The organism is Nocardia sp. NPDC004415 (assembly GCF_053602435.1).
Window position 1 is genome coordinate 13,949 of record NZ_JBSGDP010000016.1, and the last position, 23,345, is coordinate 37,293.

The following is a 23,345-nucleotide window of genomic DNA, read 5'->3' on the forward strand; positions in this document are numbered from 1 at the left end:
AGCTGAGCGGGCGCCGGGAAGCTTCTTCTCGGCGCCGGCGCCGTGCCTCGGGTTAGACTCGGAATCAGCTGTCAATGGTGTGTTCGCACACCCGGTCGGTCAGGTGGGAGGTGTGTTCGGAGTGGTGATGCCGGTGCCGCACTCGGAGGAATGGACCGCCGCGGATCTGGATCGGATGCCCGATGATGGACTGCGTTATGAGGTGCTGAATGGCCAGCTCGTTGTGAACGCCGCCCCGAAGCCGAAGCATCAATGGCTGGTCCAGTCGCTGTTCCTGGCGCTACAGACCGCTGTGCCTTCGGACATGGTCGCACTGCTCGGGACGGGCGTGCTGATCGGTTCCGATGAGCCGATCCCTGACCTGCTGATCGCCCGGACGCCGATCGACATGGACAGTCGAGGTGTGCCCGCCACGCAGGTTTCGGTAGCGGTCGAGGTCGTGTCCAAGTCGACGACTTATCCGGACCGTATGGTGAAGCCGTTGATCTACGCGGCAGCCGGGATCTCGCATTACTGGCGCTTCGAGATCAACGCCTTCAAAGGCCAGCTGCCGGGTGAGACGCTTCCGGTCCTGTTCGCCTACTCGCTCGGCACCGACGGTGCGTACGTGCAAACCCTGCGGCTTTCCGCCGGTCGGGAGGAGATGGTTCCCGCACCGTTCGAATTCAAGGTCGATCCGGGTTCTCTGCTGCCCTGATTCGGTCGGCGATCGAGCTACCCGGGTGTGAGCAGCCGGCTCAAACCGTCGAGCAGCAGGTCCAGTCCGAAGGTGAAATCGGCGGTGCCGGAGTGGGATCCGGTGCTGACGAGGGTGGCCAGGGCGTGCATGTGGGGGTGGGTTTCAGGGGGGATGAGGGGGAGGAATTCGGTGGCGGCCGCGGCGTAGTCGGCGGGGTCGAGGGGGAAGTTGACGGCCTGGAGGGTGAAGCCGTAGATGTGGCTGTCCAGGGCGTTCCAGGCGTGGTCGGCCTGTTCGTAGGTGAAGCCCGCGGCGATCAGGCAGCCGAGGGTGGCGTCGACGTAGCGGAGCATGGCCGGGCCGAGATTGATGCGGGAGCCGATCAGCCCGGTGGCCCAGCGGTGGCGCAGCAGGACCTCGTGGGCCGAGACGGCGCGGCGGCGTAGTTCGCCGCGCCAGTCGCCGTCGGCGCGGGGGACGTACATCTCGGCGACGACCAGATCGCACAGCCCGTCGAGCAGGTCGTCCTTGTTGGCGACGTGGTTGTACAGCGACATGGCCTCCACGCCGACGACCTTGGCCAGCTTGCGCATCGTCAGCGCGTCGAGGCCCTCCTGATCGGCGAGCCCGAGCGCTGCGCGCAGGACTCGTTCCCTGGTGAGCGGCGTACGCGGGGCCACCGTGGCTCCTGACTGTCGTCCTTGACCAACTTACGGCGTAAGCGTACCGTCTGGGCGTAGAGACTTACACCGTAAGTGGAGATGGGGCACTCATGACCGAGGTCGAGACGGCGACGATGACCGCGTGCGTGGCACCGCGCTACGGCGGCAGCGAGGTGTTGCGCACGGAGGTCGTTCCCCGGCCCACGCCGGGTGATGGCGAGATCGTGGTGCGGGTGCGGGCGGCCTCGCTGTGTCGCGGTGACCTGCATCTGCTCACCGGCACGCCCTATCTGGTGCGGCTCGGGTTCGGGTTGCGCAGGCCCAAGCATCGGGTGATCGGTCAGAGCCTGGCGGGTGAGGTGACCGCGATCGGACCACGCGTCACCGAATTCAGTGTCGGTGACCGGGTTTTCGGTGAGGTACCCGGCGGGGCGTTCGCCGAGTACGTGGGCGCGGCGGTCGACTGCTTCGTCCGTGTCCCGGCGGGCGTGAGCATGGAAGACGCTGCCGCGATACCGGATTCGGGGATGACCGCCCTCCAGGGGCTACGCGATATCGGAAAAGTCGGCCCGGGTACTCGCGTCCTCGTCAACGGCGCCTCCGGCGGTGTCGGCAGCTTCGCGGTACAGATCGCCAGAACACTGGGTGCGCACGTGACCGCTGTGTGCAGCACGCGCCACCTGGAGATGGTGCGCGGCATCGGCGCCGACGCCGTGATCGACTACACCACAACGGATCTCATCCGCGCGGGCGAGACCTATGATGTCGTCTTCGACCTGGCGGGCAATCGCACACTCCGTGAGTGGCGACGGGTGCTGACCCCGGACGGCATCTTCATCTCCTCGTCGGCCGCCCTCGGTGACGACTGGTTCCGCCCGGTCGTCTGGATCGCGCAGGTGGCACTCACCGACCTGTTCGTCCGCCAATCCATCAAGGCGCTGCTGATGCGGCCGTCCGTCACCGACCTCGAACACCTGGCGACGCTGGCCGCGGGCGGGCAGGTGCTTCCGGTGATCGAGCGACGGTTTCCGCTGGCAGAGGCCGCACGGGCCGTGGAAGTCTATGCGCGCGGGCATGCTTCGGGGAAGACGGTCCTGTATTCTGGCTAGTGGACGAAGGGGAGGGTCATGAGCGATCAGCACGGTGCGGAGGCGGACCCGCGGGCGCAGTGGCGGCAGTTGCCGCCGCAGCCCGAGCGGCTGATCGAGGAGACCGCGGTCGACACCAGCGCGACCGAGCACGGCCTGCCCGCTATCGACCTCACCGAGGAATTCGTCCGCAAGTACGGACTCTGAGTCCAGGGCGCTAGGCGTCGTGTGACTCCCGGTATCGCGCGACCTTGCTGAGGTTGCCGCAGCGATCCATCGAGCACCATTTGCGGCGGCCGGGGCGTGAGGCGTCGACGAAGAGCAGTCCGCAGGTCTCGGAGGCGCACACGCGGATGCGGTGGGCCAGGGGGCCGGTGAACAGGTCGATCGCGTCGCGGGCGAGAGTCGACAGTGCTGCCCCGGCGGTGGGCGCGGGGTAGCTCGTCGTCAGGTTCGGGGTGAGGTGGGGCGTCAGGGGCGGCTCGCTCGCGGCGTTGTTGATCGTCTCGATATCGTCGGGGGACAAGGGTTTTCCCGCTGCCTGTCCGAAGGCGCTGCGGGAGAGAGCTGCGCGGAGCACGCGGAATGCGGCGAGGTCGGCGTCCTCGGCGGTGATGTCGGGGATCGCGAGGATGACGCTCAGCCAGCGGCCCAGGTCCTCGGCATCGTGCACGATTTCCCACACCGCCAGTTCGCCCTCGCCACCGGTGTGCACCAGGTCCAGGCAGGGGCGACCGGTCTGGAAACGACGGCGCACGGCGGGTGGGAGAGATTTTCGCTCTTGCATGACACCAGTTTAACTGGTTACGGTAGGCGCATGGCAATCGCGACGTACATCAATCCCGACACTCTGCACAGCAACCCCGCGTTCTCCCAGGTGGTGCGGGTGCCCGCCGGGGCCGACCTGATCTACATCGGTGGACAGAACGGTGTGGACGCCACCGGCCGGGTGGTCGGCCCCGACCTCGCCTCGCAGGTCCGCCAGACCCTGGTCAACCTGCGGGCCTGCCTCGCCGCCGCCGGGGCCGAGCCCGCCGACGTGGTCAAGTGGAACCTGCTCATCAAGGAGGGCGAGAGCCTGCAGGACGGCTTCGCCGCCTTCGGCGCCGCCTGGGAGCGCACCCCCCATCCGCCCGCCATCACCTTCGCCTTCGTCTCCGGCCTGGCGGTCGAGGGCGCGCTCATCGAGATCGAGGCGGTCGCCGCCGTCACGGGGTGAGCGTGCGCCCGAACAGGGTGCCGACCGTCGCCGCCATCGCGGCGGCACCGGCATCGTTGAGATGCATGCCGTCGCCGCTGTCGAACTCGGCGCGCAGATGGTCGGGGCGGGCCGGATCGGCCACCGCGCGATCGACATCGAAGATCGAGTCGAAAACATCGGTGGCACGCAACCATTCGTTGACGGCGGCCCGGGTCGGCTGGGTTTCCAGCAGCGGCATGCCGGGGTAGACGCAGCCCGCGTAGGGGCCGATCGTAGCGGCGTGGACGCGCAGACCGGCGGCGTGCGCGCGGGTCGCCAGGTCGGTGAAGGCGGTGATCAGGTCCTCGGCGGTCGCCGGGGGCTGACCGGCCTGGGCGCCAAGAATCAGATCGTTGATGCCGAAGTTCAGCAGTACATCGGTGACGCCGGGGACGGTGAACGCGTCGGAATCCGCTCGGGCGAAGCCGGATTCGCCGATCTCCTCGGCGGTGAGACGGTTGCCGGAGATGCCGTTGTTGACCACCCAGCCGTGGTCGAGGCGGGCATTGAGCGCGTCGATCGATCGGCGATTGGTGCTCGGCGTGGTACCGAAACCCTCGAACCACGAGTCGCCGAGGGCAACGGCCACCGGGGTGTCGGTGGGTGCGAGGACGTCGATGCCGGTGATGAAGAATCGCGCCGGAACCTCCTGTGCCGCAGTGAGTTCTGTGTCGGCGGTGCGGTCTCCGGTGGTCACGGAGGCGACCTCGCCCGGCTGATGCGAGAAGGTCGCCGGGCCGGTGGGTTCGGGCAGGTACAGGCTCAGCATCAGGTCCGTACCCGCGTCGACCGGAAGATCGATCGGATCGCTCACCAGGTCGGCGCCAGGGGCGATCACCGCACTGCCCGCGCCGTCGAAGAGCACCTGTCGCGCCGTGTCGGCGACGATCGCCGACCCGGTCTCGCGGAGGGCGACCCGCGCGGTGCCGATCGTCAGCGGGGCGGTGCCGTAGCGGTTGGTCAGCCGCACGCGCACCGCGTCGCCACCACCGGCCAGGTGCAGGATCTGGCGGACGGTCTCGTCGGCGAGCTCCCGTGATTCGGCGAGCTTGATCTGCTCGTACGGGCTGATCACGCCGGTGCGGAAACCGGCGACCCAGGTGTGGTGCTGCATGATCACTCCAATAGTTGCCGAGAGGAATATTGCGTAGACATAGATCTACCCGTAGATATTCCTCGCGTCAACTATCCGCACGGCAAGTATCCGCTAGGGTGGGTGACATGTCCGCGCAAGAACTCTTCGACGATCCCCGGCTGACCAGCGCCGGTCTGCTCTTCGAGGCGAACAGTGGCCTCCTCGCGAAACTCGAACCCACCTGGAACGCGCACGGCCTGTCCGGCCTCGATCTCAACGCGCTCATGCGGCTGAGCAGGTCGGCGGGCCGTCGGCTGCGGATGTCGGATCTGGCGACGCAGACCGAGCTGTCCACCAGTGGGGTGACCAGGCTCGTCGACCGGCTGGCCAGGGCCGGGCTGGTGGAGCGGCAGCTCGACCCCGCCGATCGGCGCAGTGCCCACGCGGCACTCACCGAGGATGGGGTCCGTCGCCTCGAGCAGGTGTTGCCGGACTATCTGGTCGCGCTGGACCGCTGGCTGACCGGATTGCTGACGCCGGAGCAGCTCGCGGGGCTGGTCACCGGGTTGCGCGTCATTCGCGATGCCACGAATCCGGCGGCGACGGCGCTCGCCGACGCGCGTGCCGCCGAAGACGGCTGACGCCGCTCGTCCCGGCTTCAGTCGGTGAGTTCGCCTGCTGTGCGCCAGGATTGGCGTTCGGTGGCGAAGGCTTGGGCCTGCACGGCGCGGAAATCCGCGATGTCGGCGGCGTTGTCGGTGAGGAAGCGGCGATAGTCGGCCAGACGGAACTCGCCGTCTTCCGCGGTGACGTCCACCTTGCCCGCCGCGAAATCCGCACGGAGGTCGAGCAACTCGTCGGACTCGACCGGGTACCAGCGGATGCGGTCGAAATAGCGCAGCAGCCACGGTGTTTCGGTGGCGAAGTGGTCGACGCCGGGGCCCGCGGTGCCGGTGGGGCGGGCGCGATGGTTCCAGACCTGGGTGGTGCGGCCGACGAACTGGTAGCCGCCGGGGCCCTCCATGCCGTAGATGCACAGGTAGGCGCCGCCGATACCGACGGCGTTCTCGGGTGTCCAGGTGCGGGCGGGGTTGTACTTGGTGGTGACCAGGCGGTGCCGGGGGTCGGTGGGCGTGGCCACCGGGGCGCCCAGGTACACATCGCCCAGGCCCAGGACGAGGTATTCGGCGTCGAAGACGGTGCGGTGCACGTCATCGACCGAGGCCAGGCCGTTCATCCGGCGGATGAACTCGATGTTCCACGGGCACCAGGGGGCATCGGCGCGCACGCCGTGCATGTAGCGGGTGATGGCCTCGCGGGTGGACGGGTCGTCCCAGGACAGCGGCAGGTGGACGGTGCGGCTGGGCACCACCAGCTGATCGGAATCGGGGAGCAGCGTCTCGGCTTCGGCGAGCAGGTCGAGCAGCTGGGGGACGGGCAGGACGGCGGGGTCGACGCGGATCTGCAGGGAGCGGATGCCCGGGGTGAGCTCGACGATGCCGCGTGGCCGGGCCGCGATGAGGTGCTGGTGCAGGGCGTGGACGCGGGCTCGCAGGCCGAGATCGAGGGTGAGGGTGCCGTATTCGACGAGGACGCCGTCATCGCCCTGGCGGCGGTAGGTCACGCGGGTCTCGTCGTCGGCCTCGGTGCGGCGCAGGACGCCGTCGTCACCGTCGCGGCCCGCCGAGAGGACGGTGCCCAGCGAGGCCCGGCGAGCAGGGCCGAGTTCGGCTGCGGGAGCGGCCTGTTCGGCGCGCACGACGACGAAGCGCACGGTGTCGCCCGGGGCGAGCTGGCCGAGCTTCCAGCGCTCGGCGGCGACGACCGTGACCGGGCAGACGAAACCGCCGAGGCTCGGGCCGTCGGGGCCGAGCAGGATCGGGGTGTCACCGGTGAAGTCGAGGGCGCCGATCGTGTAGGCGTTGTCGTGGATGTTCGACGGGTGCAGTCCCGCTTCGCCGCCGTCGGTGCGGGCCCATTCCGGCTTCGGGCCGATCAGGCGTACGCCGGTCCGGTCGGAGTTGAAATGCACCTCGTAGTCGGTGCCGAGGATGGTGTCGAAGTCGTTGCGGGTGAAGAACTCCGGGGCGCCGTGTGGGCCCTCGGTGACGGCCAGCTCCCAGCGGCGGCCGAAGGCCGGGATGTCGGCCATGGGGACGGCCGGTGCCAGGCGGGCGGTCGCCTCGCCGAGCGGCAGGGTGTCGTCGGCCCGCAGTGCCGACCCCGTTCCGCCGCCGAACTTACCGAGCGTGAAAGTGGCCGCGCTGCCGAGGAATTGGTCGACGTCGATACCGCCGGAGATCAGGATGTAGGTGCGCATGCCGGGGCCGCGGATGGCACCCACGTCGAGCAGGCCACCGGCGGGGATCTCGACGGTGCGCCACTGCTCGACCGGACGTCCGTCGACGCGCACGTCGGCGACGGCGCCGGTCACGCACACCCAGGTCGCTTCGGTGAACCGCAGGGCGGGGCCGCCGAGCGTGCATTCCAGCCCCGCGGCGCCCTCGGGGTTGCCCAGGACGCGGTTGCCGAGGCGGAACGAGAGGTCGTCCATGGGGCCGGATGGCGGAACACCGATGTGCCAGTAGCCGATTCGGCCGGGCCAGTCCTGCACGGTGGTCTGCATCCCGGGGCGCACGACCTCGACGCGGCGGGCGGCGGCTGTCTGCGTGGAGAGCGCGGTATCGGTGTCGGGCGTGCGGATCGCCGCCTCGGTGACGAGGCTCATCGCGTCACCACCATGCGGACCGGCGTGGGGTCGAAACCGTTGCAGGGGTTGTTGATCTGGGGGCAGTTGGAGACCAGGACCAGGGTGTCGATCTCGGCGCGCAGGGTGACCTTCTTGCCGGGGGCGGAGAGGCCGTCGACGATGCCCAGGGTGCCGTCGGCTTCGACCGGGACGTTCATGAACCAGTTGATGTTCGACACCAGATCGCGCTTGCCCAGGCCCCACTCGAGCGCGGCGGTGAGGAAGTTCTCGACACAGGCGTGCTGGTGACCGGTGTGGTGGCCGTAGCGCAAGGTGTTGGATTCCTGGGAGCAGGCGCCCGCGATGGTGTCGTGATTGCCGACCTCGTCGGCGAGCACCGTCATGAGCGGGGTGCCCGCCTCGGTGCGCAGCACGCTGCCGGTGGTGAGGAAGATATTGCGCTGGGCGGCGATGGTGGCCTGGGCGCTGTAGCGGTCGGTGCGGTCGGCGGCGGAGTAGAGCAGGCAGTCCACGGCCTGGTTGCCGTGCAGGTCGATGATCTCGAGCTGGTCGCCCGCGCGGACGATCGCCGACCACGGGGCCTGGGCGGGAACGGTCTCGTCGAGGACGACGGTGCGGGTCGCGGCGGTCATGCCGGCACCTCCTGGTTCAGCGCGGCCGCCCAGGCGGCTTCGGTGTTGTCCACGGCCCGGCGGTACTCCGGGTCGTCGTTGGGCAGGGCGGCCAGGTCGGCGGGGGAGGACCAGGCCAGCAGGTCGAGATCGCCGGTCGGGCGGTCGTCGAGGGGATGCGGGGCGGTGGCGACGAGCAGCGTCACCGGCAGGTGGATCAGCAGGTCGATCGCGGCGCCCGGCTCGGCGTTGCCGGTCGCGACGAGACCACCGTCGGCCTCGACGCGGACACCACGGAACAGCGAGATCGACGGGCCGATATCGCGGGGTTCCAGGCCGTGTTTGGCCCCGGCCAGGTGGAGCTGGTGGCGGCCGCCGGTGCCGGGGCCGCAGAGCGTGTCGTGGTGGCCGGACGAATCGGTGAGCACGGTGGCGAGCACCCGGCCCTGATCGGAGAGCAGGGGATGGCCCGCGCCCAGATACGCCTGCCACGGCACCTTCACGGTGTCGGCGACATTGAGCCGCTCCCACGGCGCCTCGGCACGGAGCAGGAACAGGTGCGCGCAGGTGGTGCCGGACGGGTCGGCCAGCCGGACCCGCGTGCCCCGGCCGAGCACGATGTTCGCGTAGCCGCCGGACGGAATGCGCTGGGCGAGAACGACTGCGGCGGGATCGACCCCGGCGGGGGTATCGGGCCGCGCGAGGGTCGCCGCGGCGGCCTGGGCGCGCGCGTGGGCGCGGGCGCCGTCGGTGGACTGGGTGCTTGTCATAGCGATCTCCTCGGTGAGTACGTGTTCGGCGGCTACGCGGCGACGGCCGCGGGCTCGACGCCCGGGGCCTCGTTGGTGCCCGCCACGACGAAGCGGTAGACGATCGCGCCCGTCGCGAGGATGACCAGCACCGAGAGCGGACCGGCCCACAGCTGCCACCAGCTGCCGCCCTCCGGGGTGTAGACCTCCGGGCGCGGCCAGGCCAGGTTGACCACCATGGCGATGCCCCAGACCACCGCGAGCGCGTTGACCGGGACACCCCAGCGGCCCAGGGTGAACAGTGACGGGTCGCCCACGGCGGGCAGGCCCTTGATCCGGCGCAGCAGCAGCGGCACCGTGACCAGCAGATACGCCACATACAGGCTGACGATGCACACGCTGGCCAGCGTGGCGAAGATGGCCGGATTGCCCAGGTTCAGCACCAGCAGGCCGATGCCGAGCGCGCCGATCACCACGGCGGGCCAGACCGGCGTGCCGAAACGCGGGTGCACGGTCGAGAGTGCCTGGGAGAACGGCAGTTTGCCGTCGCGGGCCATCGAGAACATCAGGCGTGAACCGGCCGTCTGGATGGCCAGCGTGCACACGATCACCGCGACCGCGACACAGCCGAGCAGCACCGAACCGGCGGGACTGTTCAGCTTCGCCGTGATGACGTAAGCCAGGCCACCCGAAGCCAATTCGCCGTCGGACAGGCTCGGTGCCGCCATCAGCGCGCCGATCAGCATGAGCCCACCACCGAGCGCCGACATCGACAGCGCCAGCAGAATGGTGCGCGGCGCCACCCGGCGCGGGTTCTTGGTCTCCTCGGAAAGCTCACCGGCGGAATCGAATCCGACCATCACATAGGCGGCCATCAGGCCCGAGACCAGGAACGCCGCCCAGTACGGACCCGGCGCGGCCTGATCGGTGTGCAGCACCACATCGGGTCCGCGCTCGGCACCGGTGAAGAACAGCGCGATGATCGCCAGCACGCCGACGATCTCGATGGTGACACCGATGGAATTGATCCGGGCCATGAGATCGATGCCGATCACATTGATCGTGGTGGTGAGCACCAGCAGCACGCTGCCCAGCAGCACGGCGTTCATCGCGCCGTCGCGGGAGGTGAGCGCGGTGTCGGTGCCAATGATCTGGAAACCGCTCCAGATCGAGGGCAGCACCACCTGGAGCGCGATGGCGGCCGCCGCGGCGGTGACGACCTGCGCGATCACCATCATCCAGCCCGCGAACCAGCCGATCAGGCCACCGGCCAGGCGCCGCGACCACTGGTAGATACAGCCCGAGATCGGATACCGGGCCGCGAGTTCGGCGAAGTTCAGCGCCACCAGGAACTGGCCGGCGAAGACCAGCGGCCAGGTCCAGAAGAACGCGGCGCCACCGAAGCCGTAGCCGAAGCCGAAGAACTGGAAGATCGTGGTGAGAATCGAGACGAACGAGAAGCCCGCCGCGAAGGAGGCGTAGCGGCCCAGCTTGCGATGCAGTACGGGCTCGTAGCCGAACCGGGCGAGATCGGCACTGTCGCGGCCGGTTCCGGGCGGGACGGCGGGGGAGTCGAGAGTCGTGGCCATATCGGTGTCCTTCGGCGGTGCGGCCAAATATCTATCAGTCGATAGTTTTGCGCGCGCGATCGCTCGAACGGTGTCGTGCGTGTATCGACTGTGGGGCTCCCGGTTACTTCTGCGTTGCCCAGGTTTCTGTCGAATGACAGGAATTCGACCGCGCGACATCGACGCTGGTGAGGTGCCCGCCGCGGCGGCTGTGACAGCCGATGACAGAATCGATCGGTGGCAAACCTCGGTCCCGGGCGTCCCCGGCTGGAACAGCGGCGCAGGCAGGGGACCACGCCGCGCGCGGAGATCCTCGACGCGGCGGCAGAACTGTTCACCACCCACGGCTACGCCAACACCTCGACCAGGGCGGTGGCCGACGCGGTCGGTATCCGGCAGGCCTCGCTGTATCACCACTTCGCCGCCAAGGACGACATCCTCGACGCGCTGCTGGCCGACACCATCGCGGGCCCGGCCGACCTGGTGCGGCGGATGCGCGACGAACCCGAGGACGCCGCGACCAAGCTCTACGCGCTGGCGCTGTTCGACGTGCGGCAGTTACGCACCGCGCGCTGGAATCTCGGCGCGCTGTACCTGCTGCCCGAACTGCGCACCGAGCGATTCGGGGAGTTCCGGCAGCGGCGCGACGAGTTGCGCGCGCACTACGAGCGGCTGGCGTCGGCGGCCGCGTCGGCGGCGCGGATCGCCGACGACGCGCGGATTCTGCCGTTCCGGCTGGTGGAGACGGTGATCGGCATCCGGTCCGACGAGGGGGTGGCCGGGGTCGAGACGGAGTACGTCATCCCGGACGCGATCGTGCGCATCGTCGGGTACGACGGTGATCCGGCGCCGGTGCGTGCGGCCGCCGAGGCTCTGCTCGCCCGGATGGGCGAGATCGGCGGGCAGCCCGACTGAGCGCCGGTGGTGCCGCCGCGGTGGGTAGGGATCAGCGGGCGGTCGGCGGGGCGATCTGCCAGTGCTCGCTCAGCGCTTCCGCGATCTCGGGCAGCACGGTGATGGGAATGCGCTTGGCGCGCAACAGTTCCCGGATCTCGGTGACCTGTTCCCGTTTGCGCATGTCGTAGGCGCCCGAGACCGGTCCGTGGACCGGCGGGATCGACAGCAGGACGAGTTCGTCGGACGAGCCGCCGTTGAGGTCGAGCGCCAATGCCCAGCGGGCGTGTTCGTCGAGGGTGAAGCGGCCGCCGACGACGCGCTCCCACGGCACGGTCGCCGCGCGGAACGGGGCGCGGACCGAGATGGCGTGCTCGCTGAGCTCCACCACATCGCGCGTGAACAGCGCCGCGCCGACGCCGATACCCGCCGCGACACCCAGCAGAATCCACGCGAACAGCCGGTTCACCCCGAACATCGCCAGAAACAGCCCGACGACGCCGGTGGCGACCAGCGCGCCGACCAGGCAGTAGAGCAGGCTCCGGCTCGCCGGAACGACACCGGCACGTACCGCGGACATGCGACCTCCCTCGTGGCCCGGTTCCGCCTACGACCGGGCCGACCCGATTGTGGCAGAACCGTGCCGCGTGGTCACGGGGCGATGCTCAGGCGTCGAGAGCGACCGCCGCCTCCGCGGTGTTGACCAGGAAGGTGAGGCTCTCCTGGAAGTACAGCTGCACCGTCTCGGCATCGTGGGACAGGTAGCCGATGGACAGGTCCTGGCCGATCCGCAGATCGAAGTCGCCGCCGCGGGTGGTGAGCACGAAGGCACCGTCGATGGCCGGTGCCCAGATGATCTCGCCGGAGGGCAGCAGCCGCTCGATGTGCGTGCGGACCGGGTGGCCGTGGTCGGAGGTCTCGCTGACCTCGGTGTACAGGTCGGCGCTGAGCAGCACCGAGTACGGGCCGTCGACACCGGCCAGGCGCAGCTCGGTGAGCGCCTGCGCGATGGCCTCGGGGGTGGCCAGCACATCGCTGGGCACCGCGATCGAGGCATTCGAGGCCGCGGCCCTGATGCCGGTGATCTGGGCGGCCGCGTAGCCCTCGAAGATGGCGCGGTCCTCGGCGAAGGCGATCTTCTTGGCCGCGTCCTTCACCGGGTCCAGGTCGGCGTCCTGGGCGCCGCGCTCGATGTCGTCGAGTTCCAGGCGCGACAGCGTGAACGGCACCCGCAGCTCGACCAGCGGCGCCACCAGGCGCTGCCGGGCCTGCACGCCGTCGCCCGGGGCCTCGATGGGCGCGGTGCGGCCGAGCCCGACCGAGGAGTACGCGGTGCCGTGCGGGCCGGACACGTCGACCACGCGGCGGCCCGCGATGTGCCGCTTGAAGGTGCGGGTGGCCTCCTCCTCGATGGCCTCCCACGCCTCACTGCTGATCGGCGCGAGTTCGCGGTGCAGGTTGTTCATTCAGATACTCCTTTTCATCGAGCCGATGCCGAGTGAACCGTTCGGTGCCGCCGCGGCGGCGGCGTTCGCCTGTTCCACCGGGACGAATTCGGCCAGGGCGTCGTCGGCCGGTTCGGTGGAGACGGACTCGGGTGCGTCGGGCAGGTCGTCGAGGAAGTCGACGGTGGGGGTGAAGAACAGGGTGCCGGTGACGGCGAAGGAGAAGTCGAGGATGCGGTCGTAGGCCGCGTCCTCGGTGCCCAGGAACATCCGCTCGAGCATGCGCTCGGTGACGCTCGGGGTGGCCGCGTAGGCGATGTAGTAGGTGCCGAACTCGCCGCTGCCGATGGTGCCGAAGGGCATGTTGGCGCGCAGGATCTGGCGTTCGGTGCCGTCGGGGTCGACCAGGGTGTTCACCGCGACGTGCGAGTTCGGGGGTTTGACGTCGTCGGGCAGTTCGTAGTCGCCGAGCTTGGTGCGCCCGATCACCCGCTCCTGCTCCTCGATGCTCAGCGCGTTCCACTGGTCGAGGGGGTGGGTGTACTTCTGCACGATCACGTAGCTGCCGCCGGTGAAGGCCGGGTCCTCGGAGCCGATGAGCGCGGCGGAGAACGCCGCGCCGCCCTCGGGGTTCTCGGTGCCGTCGACGAAGCCGAGCAGGTCGCGCTGCTCGAAGTAGCGGAAGCCGACGGTCTCGTCGACGACGGTGGCCGCACCCTGCAGGCGCGCGCCGATCACCATGGCGAGTTCGAAACAGGCGCCCTGGGTTTCGGCCTTGATGTGGAACAGCAGGTCGCCGGGGGTGGCGGGGGCGCTGTGGATCGGGCCGTTGTAGCCGGGGAACTCGTGCAGCTCAACGGGTTTGGGCCCGGTGAACAGGCGGTCCCAGGCGGCCGAGCCGATCGAGGTGATGCAGGACAGTCCCTCGCCGGGCACGCGGAAACCGACCGAACGGCGCAAACCGGAAATATCCGACAGCAGTTCGCGAACGGTGGCCTCACCGCCCTCGTCGATGGTGACGACGAGGAAGATCGCGGCAGGCGAGAGCGGATCGAGTACCGGTTGTGGCTCACCCATGGCGTCCAGCGTACGGGCCGCTACCGACACCTCCGGTCAGTGCCCGGGTGTGTCAGCCGATTCCGGGCCCGCTACTTGGCGACGGTCAGCAGGAACGCCACGTTGTCGATGGCCTTGACGCTGTGGCGGGCACGCGGCACGACCAGCAGATCGCCCGCCGAGCCCTTCCATTCGTCGGTGCCCGCGATGAGCACCAGGGTGCCGGAGAGAACCTGGATCGTGACATCGCCCGCATTGTCGTGCTCGGCCAGACTCTGGCCCTCGGTGAGGGCGACGACGGTCTGGCGCAGGGCGTGGGTGTGGCCGCCGATGACGGTCTGTGAGCTCCGGCCACTCGTCGAGGTGGCGGCCAGCTTCAACTGCTGGCGGGCCACCGCGGTCAGCGATTTCTTGTCCATGGCAAAGCGCCTTTCGCAGGCTTCTCGCGGGCTGGTATCGAGGAGTATGCCCGACACCCCGCACCCACTCGAGCGTTTTGCCCGGACCGTTAGCTCGAAGTTGTCAGCCGCGGGTGTAGTGACGAATGCGATACCGCAGACCGGTTTTCGAGACCTGCCAGGGGGTGTCGTCGGCGTGCCATTCCGGGCCGATCTCGGGGGCGAAGGCGTCGCCGGGGACGGTGGTGTCGATCTCGGTGACCTGGAGGCGGGTCGCGAACGGGAGTGCGGCGCGGTAGATCTCGCCGCCGCCCGCCACCCAGGTGTCGGTGTCGGCGGTCAGGGTCAGGGCATCTTCGACGGAGGACGCGCGTTCGGCGCCCTCGGCGGACCAGTCGTCCTGGCGGGTCACCACGATGTTGCGGCGGCCGGTCAGCGGGCGGAACGCGGGGGGTAGCGAGTCCCAGGTGCGGCGGCCCATGATCACGGGGTGGCCCAGGGTGGTGTTCTTGAAGGCGGCCATGTCCTCGGGGACGCGCCACGGGATGGTGTTGTCGACGCCGATCACGCCGTTGTTCGCCTGGGCCCAGATGAGCCCGATGAAACGGCTCACACCGCCACCGGGGCCTTGATCGGCGGGTGGTGGCGGTAGTCGGAGAGTTCGATGTCGTCGTAGGTGTAGTCGAACAGGCTGGTCGCCGGGCGCAGGTGCAGCTGGGGGAACGGGTACGGCTCGCGGGTGAGCTGTTCGCGCACCTGGTCGACGTGGTTGTCGTAGATGTGTACGTCGCCGCCGGACCAGATGAACTCGCCGGGCTCGAGCTCGGTCTGCTGGGCCACCATCAGGGTGAGCAGCGCGTAGCTGGCGATATTGAACGGCACGCCCAGGAAGAGGTCGGCGCTGCGCTGGTAGAGCTGGCACGACAGTTTGCCGTCGGCCACGTAGAACTGGAAGAACGCGTGGCAGGGGGCCAGCGCCATCTTGTCCAGATCGGCGACGTTCCAGGCCGAGACGATCATCCGGCGCGAATCGGGATCGGTGCGCAGGGTGTGCAGGACCTGGGAGATCTGGTCGATGTGGGTGCCGTCGGGGGTGGGCCAGGAGCGCCACTGCACGCCGTAGACGGGGCCGAGCTCGCCGTCGGCGTCGGCCCACTCGTCCCAGATGCTCACCCCGTGTTCCCGCAGCCAGGTGACGTTGGAGTCGCCGCGCAGGAACCACAGCAGTTCGTAGGCGATGGACTTCATGTGCACCCGCTTGGTGGTGATCAGCGGGAAGCTCGTGGACAGGTCGTAGCGCAGCTGATGCCCGAAGATGCTGCGGGTACCGGTGCCGGTGCGATCGGCTTTGGGGGTGCCGTCCGCGAGCACGTGCCGGAGCAGATCCTCGTACTGCGTATCAGGGGTGGCCACGGCTGCCGAGTCTACGTGCCCGGGCACCTGGCAAGCTCTCCGCGTATGCGCAAGCTCTACGTGATCGGCATCGGTGCGGGGGACCCCGACCAGGTGACGATGCAGGCGGTCAAGGCCATGCGGCGGGCCGAGGCATTCTTCGTGATCGGTAAGGGGGAGCGGAAGCGGGAGCTGGTCGAGGTGCGGACCGCGATCCTGGCCGAGCACGTCGACGGGCCCGCGCGCGTCATCGAGATCGCCGATCCGCCGCGTGACCGCGCGCCCGCGGACTACACCGAGGTGGTACGCGACTGGCACGAGCGGCGCGCCGAACTGCTCGAAGCGGCGTTCGACCAGGTCGAGGGCACCGGCGCGATCCTGGTGTGGGGTGACCCGGCGCTCTACGACAGCACCCTGCGGATGGTCGAGCACGTGCTGGCGCGCGGGCACAGCGCCTTCGACTACGAGGTGATCCCTGGTGTGACCAGTGTGGCCGCGCTGGCCGCCAGGCACCGGATGGTGCTGCACCGCATCGGTGAGCCGGTGCACGTCACCACCGGGCGACGGCTGCGTGAGGAGGGCCTGGGCGAGGGGTCGACGGTGGTGATGCTCGACGGTGACTGCTCGTTCACCGAGGTTCCCGGCGACGACGTGCGCATCTGGTGGGGCGCCTACCTGGGCATGCCGGACGAGACCCTGATCGAGGGGCCGCTGCGCGAGGTCGAGAAGGAGATCGTCACCCGGCGCGCGGAGCTACGGGCAGCCAAGGGCTGGATCATGGACATCTACCTGCTGCGCGCCGCCGAGGTCCGTCACACGGAGTCGTAGCTCGCTAAACTGGCGTCCGTGCCCGAGCTCCCCGAAGTAGAGGCGTTAGCGCAGTTCCTGCGCGACCATGCCGTGGGCGCGGTGGTCGGCCGGGTGGACGTGGCCGCGTTGAGCGCGGTGAAGACCTTCGATCCGCCGGTGACCGCGCTGTCGGGGCGTGATGTGACCGGGGCCGGGCGGTGGGGCAAGTTCCTCGGGATGGACTGCGGTGGGCTGTGGCTGATCACGCACCTGTCGCGCGGGGGCTGGCTGCGGTGGGTGGACGAGCCGAATCCGCTGCCACCCAAGCCGGGCGGGAAATCGCCGCTGGCGCTGCGGGTGCACTTCTTCACGCCCGAAGGCGCGACGCCCGCCATCGACCTGACCGAAGCCGGGACCAAGAAGCGGCTGGCGGTGTACGTCGTCGAGGACCCGCTGCTGGTGCCCGGGATCGCGCGGCTGGGGCCGGACGCGCTGGCCGTCACCGAGGACGAGTTCGCCGCCCTGCTGGCGAGCACCTCGCAGCGGCTCAAGACGGCGCTGGTCGACCAGACCCTGCTCGCCGGTATCGGCAACGCCTACTCCGACGAGATCCTCCACACCGCCAAGCTCTCCCCGTTCGTCAATACCAAAACCCTTACGTCGGAGAAGGTTTCGCAGCTCTACACCGCCATGCGCGAGGTGCTGCTGGACGCGGTGCGGCGCTCGACCGGGCAGGACGCGGCCCGATTGAAGGGCGAGAAACGCTCCGGGATGCGGGTGCACGCGCGCACCGGCGAGAAGTGCCCGGTGTGCGGGGACATCGTGCGCGAGGTGTCCTACGCGGAGCGGTCCTTCCAGTACTGCCCCACCTGCCAGACCGGCGGCAAGATACTCGCCGACCGGCGGATGTCACGGCTGCTCAAATAGCGCTCAGCGCTGCCGCCACGCCTCCAGCAGCCGCAGCCAGAACTCGCTGACCGTCGGATAGGCGGGCACCGCGTGCCACAGCGTTTCCATCGGGACCCGGCCCAGGATCGCGATGGTGGCCGCGTGCAGCTGCTCGCCCATCTCCGGGCCGACGAAAGTGGCGCCGAGCAGCCGGTCCTCGGCGGTGTCGACGACGAGTTTGGCCCGGCCCCGGAAGTCGTCGCGGGCCAGGGCGGTGCCCGCCACCTCGATATCCAGTTCGACGGTGTCCACGGTGTGGCCGCCGGTGCGTGCCTCGTGTTCGGTCAGGCCGACCGAGGCGAGTTCGGGCGCGGTGTAGACGACCTGCGGGACCTGCTGATGGTCGGCGCTCGCGGTGTAGCGGGGGCTGTCCAGGGGCTTGCCCTCGGCGCGGGCGGCGATCACGTCACCGCACACCCTGGCCTGGTATTTGCCCATATGGGTCAGGGCCGCACGATGATTCACGTCGCCGACGGCGTAGAGCCAGTCGCCGGGGACACCGCGCGCGGTCAGGTGGTCGTCGACCTCGACGTAGCCGGGCCGCAGGCCGACGGTGTCGAGCCCGAGACCGTCGGTGGCGGGGGCGCGGCCGGTGGCGACGACGAGTTCGTCGACCTCGAGTTCGCCGTCGTCGAGGACCACGGTGACCGGGCCGCCGTGGATTCGGCCCACCCCGGTGTCGACCGGGTCGCGGCGCGAGACCAGATGCGGTTCGGTGTGCAGACGCACGGTCACCACACCCGTGTCGCGCAGCCCGCGCAGGATCAGCTCCGAGGCGAACGGTTCGGCGCGCGGCAGCAGCCGGTCACCGCGCACCAGCAGGGTCACCTCCTGGGCACCCAGTTCGGCCATCCAGGTGGCGGCCTCGCAGGCCACGACGCCGCCGCCGATGACGGCGACCCGGCGCGGGACGACGGCCATCGCGGTGGCGTCGCGGGAGGTCCACGGCAGGGCCTCGCGCAGGCCGGCGGTGTCCGGGATCAGCGCGGTGGTTCCGGTGGCCACCACCACAGCGTGGCGGGCACGCAGCACGCGCGTGCCCTCGGTGGTGACGACTTCGACCGTGCGCTCACCGGCCAGCCTGCCGGTGCCGCGGATCGGCTCGATCCGGGCCGATTTCGCCCAGTCGACCTGGGATTCGTCGTCGTAGTCGTGGACGAAGGAATCGCGGCGGGCCAGCACGTCGGCGACCTGCGGGCCGCTCGCGGTGACCCCGGGCATCTCCTGGGCCAGCCGCAGCACCGCGCCCGGCCGCAGCAGGGCCTTGCTGGGCATACACGCCCAATAGCTGCATTCGCCGCCGAAGAGCTGGTGCTCGATCAGCGCGGCGGTGCGGTCGCTGCCCGCGATGGCGTAGGCGGCGGCGTTCTCACCGGCCGGTCCGGCACCCAGGACGATGACGTCGTAGTCGGCGTCGGTCACTGCAGATAGCCCTCGACCTCACCGGCCGGACGCACCGCGGTGTCGTCGGGGGATTCGGCGGCGTCGACCCGGGCGCGCCGCTGACGCAGCAGGTCCCAGGCCTGGTCCAGCATCACCTCGAGCTGGGCGAGCTGCTGACGTTCGGCGACCGGGTCGATCGCGCCCGCGGCGACCTTGGACCGCAGGTCGTGCTCGTCGTCGACCAGCTGCTTGATGCGCGCCAGGATGTCTTGTTCGGTCATGTGCTCACCACTTCGATGCTCGGAGGGGTAGTACGGGCGAACAGTGACCCGCGCGGGGTCTGGCGTCCATGCTACGACCGCGCCGGGTCGGCGCGCTGCGCCGCGGCGAGGCAGTCGGCGGCGATCGGCACGGCCTGTGCCAGGTCGTCGGCGCGCAGCGCGGTGTAGCCGAGGGCGACACCGAAGCGGTGCTCGGCGGCGAGATGGTGGCGGGCGAGGCCGTCGAGCAGCACGCCGCGCGCGCGGGCGTATTCGACGGCGCGTCGTTCGGCGGCGGCGTCGGCCAGCTCGACCACCAGGTGCGAGCCCGCGTCGTCGCCGACCACCGGCAGCGCGTGGCGGGTGAGCGCGTCGACGACGAGAACCCGTCGTGGCGGGACCACGCGGCGCAGCCTGCGCAGGTGCCGGGCGAGGTCGCCGTGCCGGGCGAAGGCGCTGAGCACCCGCTGGCCCGCCGGGCTCGGTGCGGTACCGGTGCGCGTGCGGTGGGCCAGTACCGCCTCGGTGATCTCGGGGCGGGCGACCAGCCAGCCCACACCGAGCGTGGTGGCGATGATCTTGCTGGTGGTGCCGAGATGCACCACCACATCCGGGGCCATCGCCGCCAGCAGCGGGAGCGGGGCGGTGTCGTACCGCAATTCGCCGTCGTAGTCGTCCTCGATGACGAAGACGCCCGCCGCCCTGGCGAATTCGATGAGCTCGACCCGGCGTGCGGCGGGCATCCTGGCGCCGAGCGGGAACTGGTGTGCCGGTGTGCAATACACGGCGCGGACGCCGTCGGGAATCAAGTCGACGCGCAGGCCGTCGCCGTCGACGGGCACCGCGACGACCTCGATCCCCGCGGCCCGCAGCGCCCCGACCGCGCGCTGGTAGCCGGGGTCCTCCATAGCCACCCGGTCACCCGGTCGCAGCAGGGCGGTGGCGAGTTCGCCCACCGCCGCGCTGGTCCCGGCGGTGGCCAGCACCACCGACGCGGTGCCCGCGGCCAGGCCGCGATGCCGCAGCAGGTGTTCGGCGACGGCGGTGCGGAACGCCGGTTCGCCCGCGCGGTCCTTGCGGGGTTCGTCGGGAGCGTCCCCGGCGGCGCGCCAGGCCCGGCGCCAGGCCGCCGGGTCCAGGGCCTCGAGACAGGGCGCGCCGGGGCCGAGATCGAGCAGGCCGGACTCGGGAGCGGCGTGTTCGGCCGGGTCGGTGCCGGGCGGCGCGGCGGCGGGCGCGGTGCTGAGGTAGGTGCCCGAGCCGCGTCGGCCGGTGAGCCAGCCCTCGGCGTGCAGCTGGTCGTAGGCGGCGGCGACCACGGCCCGGCTGACGCCGAGCTGCGCGGCCAGTGCCCGCGAGGACGGCAGCCGGTCGTGCACGCGCAGCATGCCGCCGGTCGCGGCGGCGCGCAGGGCGTCGGCGACCTGCACCGACAGGGGTTCGGCCGCGGTGCGGTCCAGCGGGATGGGGAGTTCGTCGAGCATCGTCCACCTCGAATTGGCCTGTCGGAATTCTCGCGAATTGGATCTACACGCGGTCCACTTCGTCGGCGAAGCTCATCCTATGACCACGCACGACGATCTTCGCCCCGCCCTCTCGCCGACCCCGCGCAGCACCCTGACCCGCTCGAAGGAACGCGGCGTCGCGGACCGGGCCGCCCTGGACGCGGTGCTCGACGCGGGACTGGTCTGCCATCTCGGGGTGCTGCTCGGTGGCTCGCCGGTGGTGCTGCCGACCGCTTACGGCCGGGTCGGCGACACGCTGTACCTGCACGGGTCCACCGGCGCGGGCAATCTGCGCGCGGCGATCGGCACCGAGATCTCGGTGGCGGTGACCCATGTCGACGGGGTGGTGTACTCGCGCTCGGCCATGCACTTCTCGATGAACTATCGGTCGGCGGTGATCCGTGGTCGGGCGGTGCTGGTCACCGACGAGGACGCGCGGGTCCGGGCGCTGCGGGCGATCGTGGAACACGCGGCGCCGGGGTCGTGGGATCGGGTGCGGCCGCCGAATCGTAAGGAGATGGCGGCGACGATGGTGCTCGCGCTCGACCTCACCGAGGCGTCGGTGAAGGTGCGCACCGGCGGGCCCAACGACGACGCGGAGGACATCGCCGCGGGTGGGGTGTGGGCGGGAGTCGTTCCACTGCACCAGGTCTGGGGCGAAGCCGTGCCCGCGGCGAATCTGGAACCGGGTGTCGCGGTGCCCGCCGAGGTCGCGGCGCGAGTCGACGGTCGAGCGCCGCTCGGCGCGGCCGCGCACGCTGTGTCGGTTCGGTGAGAGCGCTTGGCGCTCAGCGCGAGCCGAGCGCCATCAGGTCCTTGGCCGACGCCTCCGGCAGGTACGCCCGGGTGAGCGCGATCCCGATGCGCGGCAGGTCGGCCTCGTCGCGATAGCACAGGTAGACCGGTTCGTGGCGCGGCTGGAACTTGGCCTTGAACGCGTGCAGCGACCGGAAACCGTAGTACGGCTCCATGGCGGCGCCGAGCCCTTCGAGCAGACGGTCGATGGGTTCGGCGTCGCCGTTCGTGGCGCTGCGTGCCAGCGGTGCGCCCGAGAGCGAGATGATCTCGGCGCCTTCCTCTTTGAAGGTCTGGGCGGCCGAGGCGATCAGGAACTCGATCACCGGGCGGAAGCCGCCGGGCCGCCTGCGCATCACGTCCAGGGTCCAGCCGCGGATCTCACCACCCGCCGCGTGGACGGGCAGCCACGAGGTCACCCCGTGCACGCTGCCCTCGGCATCGATGGCCAGGCCCACCCGGACGGCCGGATCGAGTGCTTCCTCGACGCCGCCGAGCGTGAAACCCATTTCCGGCAGCCCCTTTTCGCCGACCCACTCCTCGGAGATCGCGCGCACCTGGGCGAGGACGGCGAAGGGTTCCTCGGCGAGATGGACCAGGCGGAAGGTGATGCCCTCCTTGGTCGCCTTGTTGATGGCCGAGCGGATGTCCTGCCACGCTTTGCCTTTGAACTCGAGCCGCGGCAGGTCCACGAGGGTGTCCTCGGCGATCTGCGTACTGCGCCAGCCGAGTTCGCCCGCCAGTTCGGCCACGGCGCCGGTGGTGGAGAACAGGCACGGCACCAGGCCGTCGGACTCGCACCGGTCGGTGAAGCGGGCCAGGGTGTCGGGCAGCAGTTCCGGCGGGCCGATCGGGTCGGTGAGCGCGATGACGGTGCCCGCGTGGCGCTGGTAGGCGACGCAGCGTTCGCCGTCGTCGGCGAACCAGTACTTGTTCTCCGGCCAGGTGGTCATCCACGACATGGTGCCGCCGCCGTAGCGGGTGAGCAGTTCGCGCACCGCGGTGCCGGGGTCGGTGCCGGAGAAGGCGCCCTCGGTGATCTTGCGCCGGGCGGGCACCCGGAACGCCCCGCGACCGCCGTAGAGCAGGGCCAGTTCGCCCGCCCACAGCAGCGCGGTGCCGACGGTGACCGCGCCGGTGGTGGCGTAGTCCACGCCCATGGCCACGCCGAGCAGGACCAGCGTGAGCACCACGTGCAGGGTGCCGTAGCCGACGGTGACCCACCAGGCCCAGCGGTGGCCCTTGCGTAGCTGATCGGCCACGATCGCGATCACCGCGACCGTGAGCAGCGTGCTCCAACCCGAGCCGCGTTCGTCGTCGGTGGGGCCGAGCAGGGTCTCGCTGGGGAAGAAGTACACCGTCACCGAGACCGCGGCGATCACCAGCAGCCCGACGAAGGCGAGCATCCGCACCTCGCGGCGGGTCCGCGGCCAGAAACCGTGCTCGGTGCGGCTGAAGAACTTCTCACCCAGCGGCAGCCAGGCCAGCATCGCGATCAGGTGCATCAGATCGGCGAAGGTCGACTCGAACAGGAAGGTGATTGCCACATAGGCCACCAGCGCGGCCCGCAGCCGCAACCGCCACGGCGAGCGCAGGCTCGCCGAGACCGCGGCCAGCGCCGCGATCGCCGCCGTGGTGAAGCCGACATCGCGCACCTCGGCCAGCCGGTCGGCCCAGGCCAGATGGGTGTGGGCGAGCAGCCCGACGGTCACCGCGGCGCCGAGGACACCGATCAGCTGACCGGTCAGGCAGACCAGCGCGGTGCGCGCGGTCCCCAGCCGCGTTTCGGTCCAGCCGACCGCCGCCGCGAAGAACACCGCCATCATCACGTACTGCAGCGGTGTCAGGCCGAAGAACCAGCCCGAGACCGGCGTCCACCACTTGCCCTCCTCCAGCGGGAGCCAGCCGTAGGCGATGTCGGCGTACCAGGAGCGCGCGTCGAGGCGGTGCCAGAGGCCGCCGCTCACCAGGCCGAGCACCGCGACCAGCGCCAGGAAGCCGGTGGTGAACGGCGCCCGGCGCAGCACCACGCCGACGGTGGCGAGCGGGCGTGGCGAGGGCTGGTCGGCGGCGGTCGCGTTCTCGTCCATCGATCCAC

Annotated in this window: 26 protein-coding genes; 9 read left to right on the forward strand and 17 right to left on the reverse strand. The window is 70.2% G+C overall.

All coding sequences use genetic code 11. The features are described from left to right. Nucleotides 1-112 precede the first annotated feature (112 nt). Entirely contained in the window at nucleotides 113-697 is a 585-nt protein-coding gene (locus tag ACWEMY_RS10400) for a Uma2 family endonuclease (protein ID WP_452389746.1), read from the forward strand. Nucleotides 698-714: 17 nt separating this feature from the next. On the opposite strand, the gene ACWEMY_RS10405 is transcribed toward ACWEMY_RS10400, so the two are convergent. Next, a complete protein-coding gene (locus ACWEMY_RS10405; RefSeq protein ID WP_452389747.1) occupies nucleotides 715-1,359 on the reverse strand; it encodes a TetR/AcrR family transcriptional regulator C-terminal domain-containing protein in 645 nt (214 codons plus the stop codon). A gap of 92 nt (nucleotides 1,360-1,451) precedes the next feature. Between ACWEMY_RS10405 and ACWEMY_RS10410 the strand changes: the two genes are divergently transcribed. Beyond that, nucleotides 1,452-2,450, forward strand: coding sequence for an NAD(P)-dependent alcohol dehydrogenase (locus tag ACWEMY_RS10410; RefSeq protein WP_452389748.1), 999 nt, complete (start codon nucleotides 1,452-1,454; stop codon nucleotides 2,448-2,450). An 18-nt stretch (nucleotides 2,451-2,468) separates the two neighbouring features. After that, nucleotides 2,469-2,636, forward strand: a complete 168-nt coding sequence (locus tag ACWEMY_RS10415; RefSeq protein WP_375930100.1) for a hypothetical protein — start codon at nucleotides 2,469-2,471, stop codon at nucleotides 2,634-2,636. Nucleotides 2,637-2,646: 10 nt separating this feature from the next. Here the strand turns inward: ACWEMY_RS10415 and ACWEMY_RS10420 are convergent, their stop codons facing one another. Then, nucleotides 2,647-3,216 carry a CGNR zinc finger domain-containing protein gene (locus ACWEMY_RS10420; protein ID WP_452389749.1) on the reverse strand — a complete coding sequence of 190 codons (570 nt, stop codon included), beginning with the start codon at nucleotides 3,214-3,216 and terminating at the stop codon, nucleotides 2,647-2,649. A gap of 30 nt (nucleotides 3,217-3,246) precedes the next feature. Between ACWEMY_RS10420 and ACWEMY_RS10425 the strand changes: the two genes are divergently transcribed. Next, nucleotides 3,247-3,648 (forward strand): RidA family protein, encoded by a 402-nt coding sequence (locus ACWEMY_RS10425; protein WP_452389750.1) that lies wholly within the window; start codon nucleotides 3,247-3,249, stop codon nucleotides 3,646-3,648. Here ACWEMY_RS10425 and ACWEMY_RS10430 read toward each other — a convergent pair. Beyond that, nucleotides 3,638-4,783, reverse strand: a complete 1,146-nt coding sequence (locus tag ACWEMY_RS10430) for a GDSL-type esterase/lipase family protein (RefSeq protein WP_452389751.1) — start codon at nucleotides 4,781-4,783, stop codon at nucleotides 3,638-3,640. The two genes, ACWEMY_RS10425 and ACWEMY_RS10430, sit on opposite strands and share 11 nt — an antisense overlap. Nucleotides 4,784-4,890: 107 nt before the next feature. On the opposite strand from ACWEMY_RS10430, the gene ACWEMY_RS10435 reads away from it, so the two are divergent. Then, nucleotides 4,891-5,385 (forward strand): MarR family winged helix-turn-helix transcriptional regulator, encoded by a 495-nt coding sequence (locus ACWEMY_RS10435; RefSeq protein WP_452389752.1) that lies wholly within the window; start codon nucleotides 4,891-4,893, stop codon nucleotides 5,383-5,385. Nucleotides 5,386-5,402: 17 nt separating this feature from the next. Here ACWEMY_RS10435 and ACWEMY_RS10440 read toward each other — a convergent pair whose 3' ends face one another. The 4 genes from ACWEMY_RS10440 to ACWEMY_RS10455 are packed head-to-tail and all read right to left on the reverse strand — an operon-like array spanning nucleotide 5,403 to nucleotide 10,403. Then, a complete protein-coding gene (locus ACWEMY_RS10440; protein ID WP_452389753.1) occupies nucleotides 5,403-7,472 on the reverse strand; it encodes a 5-oxoprolinase/urea amidolyase family protein in 2,070 nt (689 codons plus the stop codon). Beyond that, a complete protein-coding gene (locus ACWEMY_RS10445) occupies nucleotides 7,469-8,086 on the reverse strand; it encodes an urea amidolyase associated protein UAAP2 (protein ID WP_452389754.1) in 618 nt (205 codons plus the stop codon). Before ACWEMY_RS10445 ends, ACWEMY_RS10440 begins: the two co-directional genes overlap by 4 nt. Then, nucleotides 8,083-8,835 (reverse strand): DUF1989 domain-containing protein, encoded by a 753-nt coding sequence (locus tag ACWEMY_RS10450; protein WP_452389755.1) that lies wholly within the window; start codon nucleotides 8,833-8,835, stop codon nucleotides 8,083-8,085. Before ACWEMY_RS10450 ends, ACWEMY_RS10445 begins: the two co-directional genes overlap by 4 nt. Nucleotides 8,836-8,867: 32 nt before the next feature. Further along, the gene (locus tag ACWEMY_RS10455) at nucleotides 8,868-10,403 is read right to left on the reverse strand and encodes an amino acid permease (RefSeq protein WP_452389756.1); all 1,536 of its coding nucleotides are present in this window, start codon (nucleotides 10,401-10,403) and stop codon (nucleotides 8,868-8,870) included. 216 nt (nucleotides 10,404-10,619) lie between these two features. Here ACWEMY_RS10455 and ACWEMY_RS10460 point away from each other — a divergent pair, with 216 nt between their 5' ends. After that, nucleotides 10,620-11,297, forward strand: a complete 678-nt coding sequence (locus ACWEMY_RS10460; RefSeq protein ID WP_452389757.1) for a TetR/AcrR family transcriptional regulator — start codon at nucleotides 10,620-10,622, stop codon at nucleotides 11,295-11,297. Between the two features lie 31 nt (nucleotides 11,298-11,328). On the opposite strand, the gene ACWEMY_RS10465 is transcribed toward ACWEMY_RS10460, so the two are convergent. The 6 genes from ACWEMY_RS10465 to ACWEMY_RS10490 all read right to left on the reverse strand — a co-directional run bounded on the left by ACWEMY_RS10465 (nucleotide 11,329) and on the right by ACWEMY_RS10490 (nucleotide 15,588). Beyond that, complete coding sequence (locus ACWEMY_RS10465; protein ID WP_452389758.1) at nucleotides 11,329-11,856, reverse strand: hypothetical protein; 528 nt, start codon at nucleotides 11,854-11,856, stop codon at nucleotides 11,329-11,331. 85 nt (nucleotides 11,857-11,941) lie between these two features. After that, entirely contained in the window at nucleotides 11,942-12,742 is an 801-nt protein-coding gene (locus tag ACWEMY_RS10470) for a family 1 encapsulin nanocompartment shell protein (protein WP_452389759.1), read from the reverse strand. After that, entirely contained in the window at nucleotides 12,743-13,798 is a 1,056-nt protein-coding gene (locus ACWEMY_RS10475; protein WP_452389760.1) for a Dyp-type peroxidase, read from the reverse strand. It lies immediately after the preceding gene. A 71-nt stretch (nucleotides 13,799-13,869) separates the two neighbouring features. Then, entirely contained in the window at nucleotides 13,870-14,196 is a 327-nt protein-coding gene (locus ACWEMY_RS10480) for a cupin domain-containing protein (protein ID WP_278261402.1), read from the reverse strand. Nucleotides 14,197-14,299: 103 nt separating this feature from the next. Continuing rightward, nucleotides 14,300-14,788 carry a dihydrofolate reductase gene (locus ACWEMY_RS10485; RefSeq protein WP_452389761.1) on the reverse strand — a complete coding sequence of 163 codons (489 nt, stop codon included), beginning with the start codon at nucleotides 14,786-14,788 and terminating at the stop codon, nucleotides 14,300-14,302. Continuing rightward, nucleotides 14,785-15,588, reverse strand: a complete 804-nt coding sequence (locus tag ACWEMY_RS10490) for a thymidylate synthase (RefSeq protein ID WP_452389762.1) — start codon at nucleotides 15,586-15,588, stop codon at nucleotides 14,785-14,787. The genes ACWEMY_RS10485 and ACWEMY_RS10490 overlap by 4 nt, the downstream gene beginning before the upstream one ends. A gap of 45 nt (nucleotides 15,589-15,633) precedes the next feature. On the opposite strand from ACWEMY_RS10490, the gene cobF reads away from it, so the two are divergent. Then, nucleotides 15,634-16,395, forward strand: coding sequence for a precorrin-6A synthase (deacetylating) (gene cobF, locus ACWEMY_RS10495; protein ID WP_452389763.1), 762 nt, complete (start codon nucleotides 15,634-15,636; stop codon nucleotides 16,393-16,395). 18 nt (nucleotides 16,396-16,413) lie between these two features. Continuing rightward, complete coding sequence (locus ACWEMY_RS10500) at nucleotides 16,414-17,283, forward strand: Fpg/Nei family DNA glycosylase (protein ID WP_452389764.1); 870 nt, start codon at nucleotides 16,414-16,416, stop codon at nucleotides 17,281-17,283. A 3-nt stretch (nucleotides 17,284-17,286) separates the two neighbouring features. Here ACWEMY_RS10500 and ACWEMY_RS10505 read toward each other — a convergent pair whose 3' ends face one another. From ACWEMY_RS10505 to pdxR, 3 genes are all read right to left on the reverse strand, one after another. Next, nucleotides 17,287-18,726: a dihydrolipoyl dehydrogenase family protein gene (locus ACWEMY_RS10505; protein ID WP_452389765.1), complete on the reverse strand. Its 1,440-nt coding sequence runs from the start codon at nucleotides 18,724-18,726 to the stop codon at nucleotides 17,287-17,289. Further along, complete coding sequence (locus tag ACWEMY_RS10510) at nucleotides 18,723-18,968, reverse strand: DUF2630 family protein (protein WP_375930083.1); 246 nt, start codon at nucleotides 18,966-18,968, stop codon at nucleotides 18,723-18,725. Before ACWEMY_RS10510 ends, ACWEMY_RS10505 begins: the two co-directional genes overlap by 4 nt. 71 nt (nucleotides 18,969-19,039) lie before the next feature. After that, nucleotides 19,040-20,431, reverse strand: coding sequence for a MocR-like pyridoxine biosynthesis transcription factor PdxR (gene pdxR, locus ACWEMY_RS10515; RefSeq protein WP_452389766.1), 1,392 nt, complete (start codon nucleotides 20,429-20,431; stop codon nucleotides 19,040-19,042). A 79-nt stretch (nucleotides 20,432-20,510) separates the two neighbouring features. On the opposite strand from pdxR, the gene ACWEMY_RS10520 reads away from it, so the two are divergent. Further along, entirely contained in the window at nucleotides 20,511-21,227 is a 717-nt protein-coding gene (locus ACWEMY_RS10520) for a pyridoxamine 5'-phosphate oxidase family protein (RefSeq protein WP_452389767.1), read from the forward strand. Between the two features lie 13 nt (nucleotides 21,228-21,240). On the opposite strand, the gene ACWEMY_RS10525 is transcribed toward ACWEMY_RS10520, so the two are convergent. After that, on the reverse strand, nucleotides 21,241-23,337 hold the full coding sequence (locus tag ACWEMY_RS10525; protein ID WP_452389768.1) for a bifunctional lysylphosphatidylglycerol flippase/synthetase MprF: 2,097 nt from the start codon (nucleotides 23,335-23,337) through the stop codon (nucleotides 21,241-21,243). Between the last annotated feature and the right edge of the window lie 8 nt (nucleotides 23,338-23,345).

Coding starts and splice junctions, on each gene's coding strand:
- pdxR (WP_452389766.1), bottom strand. CDS start 20,431: ATGCTCGACGAACTCCCCATCCCGCTGGACCGCACCGCGGCCGAACCC.
- ACWEMY_RS10430 (WP_452389751.1), bottom strand. CDS start 4,783: ATGCAGCACCACACCTGGGTCGCCGGTTTCCGCACCGGCGTGATCAGC.
- ACWEMY_RS10450 (WP_452389755.1), bottom strand. CDS start 8,835: ATGACAAGCACCCAGTCCACCGACGGCGCCCGCGCCCACGCGCGCGCC.
- ACWEMY_RS10520 (WP_452389767.1), top strand. CDS start 20,511: ATGACCACGCACGACGATCTTCGCCCCGCCCTCTCGCCGACCCCGCGC.
- cobF (WP_452389763.1), top strand. CDS start 15,634: ATGCGCAAGCTCTACGTGATCGGCATCGGTGCGGGGGACCCCGACCAG.
- ACWEMY_RS10525 (WP_452389768.1), bottom strand. CDS start 23,337: ATGGACGAGAACGCGACCGCCGCCGACCAGCCCTCGCCACGCCCGCTC.
- ACWEMY_RS10470 (WP_452389759.1), bottom strand. CDS start 12,742: ATGAACAACCTGCACCGCGAACTCGCGCCGATCAGCAGTGAGGCGTGG.
- ACWEMY_RS10410 (WP_452389748.1), top strand. CDS start 1,452: ATGACCGAGGTCGAGACGGCGACGATGACCGCGTGCGTGGCACCGCGC.
- ACWEMY_RS10475 (WP_452389760.1), bottom strand. CDS start 13,798: ATGGGTGAGCCACAACCGGTACTCGATCCGCTCTCGCCTGCCGCGATC.
- ACWEMY_RS10415 (WP_375930100.1), top strand. CDS start 2,469: ATGAGCGATCAGCACGGTGCGGAGGCGGACCCGCGGGCGCAGTGGCGG.
- ACWEMY_RS10425 (WP_452389750.1), top strand. CDS start 3,247: ATGGCAATCGCGACGTACATCAATCCCGACACTCTGCACAGCAACCCC.
- ACWEMY_RS10420 (WP_452389749.1), bottom strand. CDS start 3,216: ATGCAAGAGCGAAAATCTCTCCCACCCGCCGTGCGCCGTCGTTTCCAG.
- ACWEMY_RS10440 (WP_452389753.1), bottom strand. CDS start 7,472: ATGAGCCTCGTCACCGAGGCGGCGATCCGCACGCCCGACACCGATACC.
- ACWEMY_RS10480 (WP_278261402.1), bottom strand. CDS start 14,196: ATGGACAAGAAATCGCTGACCGCGGTGGCCCGCCAGCAGTTGAAGCTG.
- ACWEMY_RS10510 (WP_375930083.1), bottom strand. CDS start 18,968: ATGACCGAACAAGACATCCTGGCGCGCATCAAGCAGCTGGTCGACGAC.
- ACWEMY_RS10435 (WP_452389752.1), top strand. CDS start 4,891: ATGTCCGCGCAAGAACTCTTCGACGATCCCCGGCTGACCAGCGCCGGT.
- ACWEMY_RS10455 (WP_452389756.1), bottom strand. CDS start 10,403: ATGGCCACGACTCTCGACTCCCCCGCCGTCCCGCCCGGAACCGGCCGC.
- ACWEMY_RS10465 (WP_452389758.1), bottom strand. CDS start 11,856: ATGTCCGCGGTACGTGCCGGTGTCGTTCCGGCGAGCCGGAGCCTGCTC.
- ACWEMY_RS10445 (WP_452389754.1), bottom strand. CDS start 8,086: ATGACCGCCGCGACCCGCACCGTCGTCCTCGACGAGACCGTTCCCGCC.